The following is a 3340-nucleotide window of genomic DNA, read 5'->3' on the forward strand; positions in this document are numbered from 1 at the left end:
GACGGAGGGAGTGGCCTCACGCACAGGACAGGTGGCCTTGATGCGCAGCTTGCGACGACCAGCGGCAACATCAGCCCGAAGAGTATCGATTTCAGTCTTAGCATTGGCGAGTTTCTCTATGTATATTTCGTCTAATTTTGCAAGTTGTTCAAGGCGCTCTTGCTGCTTATTTATGGCAATGACCTGTGCGTCATACTGCAACTTTAAGCTGGTGTATTCTTCGGCCTTGTCCTGATACTCGCTGTAGTAGAACCAGAACATACCGACGAGTAGTCCCATTACACCGAAGGTAAAGTACTGACTGTGGAATCTCATGATAAAAACATCTGTTGCTCAGATGCCCTACGCTTAGTCAGACCGTTCATCACTTTACCTGCTGCCTTATTCCATCTCTGGAATTCATCGGCTGCACCTTGATAGTCACCGGCATTGAGTTTCTTCAGCAAGGTAGAACGAGCAAAGTTACCTGCACCGCAATTGAAGATGAACGAGCACAGCGCATCAAACTGCCCCTGAGTCAGTGATACCTTCACAGCGGATTCAAGGGTGATGTAAATAGGCTTAAGGTCATCATACAGGAATGCTTCGGCCTGCTGTTCTGTGATGACTTGCCCCGGCTTGACGTCTTTTGTGTGACCGTAGCCGATTGTCCACGGAATACCTCCAGTAGCCGGATCGGGATAGGCTTTCAGTTTCAGGCCTTCATATTGCTTGATGAAGCTCAATCCGTTCTCGCTGATTTTCATCAGATCTCACCCCGCTGTTGTTTGGCTCTCGCTGAATGTTTGATAAAAAGGTAATTCCATTCAATATTGAAAACCCTGCGCGCCCATTTATGTTGCTGGTAGCACTTCGCGAACTTTTGGTCATGGTGCCAATGGTTTCTCAACTTCCGCAGCACCCACCAACGGCGAACCTGATAAAACATTACAACCAGCGGAAATATCTTCACACCGTATATTTCCTTAATCATCTGTGAGCACCTGTCAGTCGGTTCCAGAAATACGTGAGGGCGATACTGCCCATTGCCCCACACATGCCTGCACTGGCAAACGTCATGTATAAGCTCAGTCCTGCCTCCAAACTGATAAAGCCGCCTATCAATCCGGTAAATCCTGAAACAATGACTTGGGCAAATGCTCCAAGCCAACTCCAGCGGGCGTTGCTGGTTTTTATATCAATGATGTAGCGGACTATCCCGCCCCACGCAGAAAGCAACAAAAGTATCAGCCATTGAGATAACTCAAAGCTGCTTGGGTCTTTATTTGGCATACGCATATTTCCACCCCATCAGAACAATGGGCGTCCGTGGGGTGAGTCTGTGGTCGCCCCTGTGAGTAGGTTAAAAGTAATAAGTGAATAGTTAAGGTATGTTGTTAGATCAGCCAAAAATCAACCAACCAATAGAGGGATGGCTGATGACCTCTAAAAAGGAAAATCATGGATAACGAATTAGTTGAGTATCAACTTGCGTTTTTACTGGCAATCTCAATGGCAGAAGCTGGAGAAAATGCTGGTGATTTACGGGCAAGGATTACCAAGTATATGGGAAAATTGTTTGAATCAGACAAATCGTTTGGTAAGGAAAAACGCGCACAATCCTTATCATCCATATATGGCAAAGCCGATAATATGTATTTCGACATGATTAGGAAAGAAGACTAATCATACCAATCCCCAATCATTTGGGGATTTTTAAATCTCTCATTGTTTTCTCAGCGAAAGCCACAGCCCTATCATTAAATGCCTTTAAAGTGATTTTATCCGTTACAAAGTCTTCCGAATACTCAAATGATACCTCCAAGCCATGCACATCACTGACGCCACCAACGACAATTTTCGCTATCAATGTATTAACGATGTCATCCATGAAACCAGCTTCACCTTTTCTCACTAGCTCAGCCTTTGCTTGATCAACTCGGTTCGATTTTCGTGGCATAGAAACTTCAATCTTCATCATTCACCTCACGTGAGTTAATAGGTTGCCAGCCGCAATAAAGATACTGAGATTGTAGGAGTGATTGCGGTGGCAAATTTCTTATGTGTGAAGCTAAGTCGCTATATGTGAAGCTAACTTCACATATAACCAATACGAGGACTGTTTCGATATAGTCCAAAGCAAAAAGGCCGCTTAGTGCGACCCTGCATTAATTTATCGAGATATAAATTAGGGTTAAGATTCAACAAACCATATGAAATCATCCGTATCGGGTTTGTGTGATCCGTAATGTACTTCATATTCCGAACCTAAATTAACCGCTTCTATTTCGGCTTTATCTTTGGTGGCATACACGCCTGCCAAATGCCATGGGGAATAACGGACAACCCCCCATCCGAGCACAAAGCCAGTGTTATCTAAATCTGGCTTTAGCCCTTTCTCTACAAACATATCTATCTCCTTTGTTTGGGTACCCGGAGAATAGATTATTAATTGGTTAATTAAAGTTCAATGAAATGCGATTGATTATGCGATACTGGCAGTGATCTTAAATGATGTCAGGCCATTCCGGTTATGCTCAATCTTGAGCGGCTCATTAGAGCAATTAACATCATAAAGCTTGATATATTCTCCTGATATTTTGCCTTTCAGTGTATCTTCAACTAGCAATTTATCATGTTGCCATATCCTGAAAACCACAGAGCTAGCAGCATCACTTTCAGTTAGACCTGAAATTGTCACCTTTAACTTTTTCATTATGTGATTCCTAATTTTATTATGTAAAAACAAAAAGGCCGCATTAAGCAGCCTTGAAATCAGTGTGTAGATTTATTTCCAGTTGAAGCAAAAGTGCAGTGTCTTACCTACGTTTTGTTTTAGTAGGTCGCCTAGCTGCTTTGCTCCGTCAGACATATATAAAAAAACATTTGTAGCATTACTGGCATAGGCACCCAGATTATAAGTTGAGCCATTCACCACTACTTCAAGAGTTTTACCCCCTAAGTTCGGTTGGTTTTGAGTGTCAACTTGTAATGCTATAATATAAAAAGTACCAATGGGGTTCTCAGTCAATGTGAACGATAAGATGTTTCCAATACCTATAGTGCTTTGAAGATTAGTCAGAGTACCAAAAGTGGATTCATTTTCCCCCTTATCTACACCCTCGGTCAAATATCCCCAATCTTGAGCCTGTTGCTGAACATAAAGATATTGGCTAGTACCTACCTTAAGATCAAAAGACAGCATTGTGTCTTCTGGGCATATTGGCTTTATTTCTGCCTTCACTAACTCCCAATCACAAGCCATCATATCGTCTTGCGTAGGTTGCCAAGATGTTACTACTCCATGCTTATCACGTACCTTAACTTCGGGGGCTACGTCGCTACCATTACCCGGAACAAG

General features: G+C 42.9%; 9 protein-coding genes. 1 reads left to right on the forward strand and 8 read right to left on the reverse strand.

The annotated features are described in order from the left end of the window. The 4 genes from AACS92_RS22280 to AACS92_RS19810 all read right to left on the reverse strand — a co-directional run. On the reverse strand, positions 1–279 hold a 279-nt coding region (locus tag AACS92_RS22280; protein ID WP_445286139.1), incomplete at its 3' end, for a lysis system i-spanin subunit Rz. 32 nt (positions 280–311) lie between these two features. After that, positions 312–746: a lysozyme gene (locus tag AACS92_RS19800; protein WP_099111979.1), complete on the reverse strand. Its 435-nt coding sequence runs from the start codon at positions 744–746 to the stop codon at positions 312–314. Beyond that, positions 746–973 carry a hypothetical protein gene (locus AACS92_RS19805; RefSeq protein WP_099111980.1) on the reverse strand — a complete coding sequence of 76 codons (228 nt, stop codon included), beginning with the start codon at positions 971–973 and terminating at the stop codon, positions 746–748. The genes AACS92_RS19800 and AACS92_RS19805 overlap by 1 nt, the downstream gene beginning before the upstream one ends. Further along, on the reverse strand, positions 970–1278 hold the full coding sequence (locus tag AACS92_RS19810) for a phage holin family protein (RefSeq protein ID WP_099111981.1): 309 nt from the start codon (positions 1276–1278) through the stop codon (positions 970–972). The genes AACS92_RS19805 and AACS92_RS19810 overlap by 4 nt, the downstream gene beginning before the upstream one ends. Positions 1279–1440: 162 nt before the next feature. Between AACS92_RS19810 and AACS92_RS19815 the strand changes: the two genes are divergently transcribed. After that, positions 1441–1665 (forward strand): hypothetical protein, encoded by a 225-nt coding sequence (locus tag AACS92_RS19815; RefSeq protein ID WP_099111982.1) that lies wholly within the window; start codon positions 1441–1443, stop codon positions 1663–1665. 16 nt (positions 1666–1681) lie between these two features. On the opposite strand, the gene AACS92_RS19820 is transcribed toward AACS92_RS19815, so the two are convergent. From AACS92_RS19820 to AACS92_RS19835, 4 genes are all read right to left on the reverse strand, one after another. Further along, a complete protein-coding gene (locus tag AACS92_RS19820; RefSeq protein WP_153044803.1) occupies positions 1682–1960 on the reverse strand; it encodes a hypothetical protein in 279 nt (92 codons plus the stop codon). 213 nt (positions 1961–2173) lie between these two features. Next, positions 2174–2389: a hypothetical protein gene (locus AACS92_RS19825; protein ID WP_099111984.1), complete on the reverse strand. Its 216-nt coding sequence runs from the start codon at positions 2387–2389 to the stop codon at positions 2174–2176. Between the two features lie 75 nt (positions 2390–2464). Beyond that, complete coding sequence (locus tag AACS92_RS19830; protein ID WP_099111985.1) at positions 2465–2695, reverse strand: hypothetical protein; 231 nt, start codon at positions 2693–2695, stop codon at positions 2465–2467. Positions 2696–2767: 72 nt separating this feature from the next. After that, on the reverse strand, positions 2768–3340 hold a 573-nt coding region (locus AACS92_RS19835), incomplete at its 5' end, for a Thoeris anti-defense Tad2 family protein (RefSeq protein ID WP_153044804.1).

This window comes from Xenorhabdus sp. KJ12.1, from assembly GCF_963876495.1.
GTDB lineage: Bacteria > Pseudomonadota > Gammaproteobacteria > Enterobacterales > Enterobacteriaceae > Xenorhabdus > Xenorhabdus stockiae.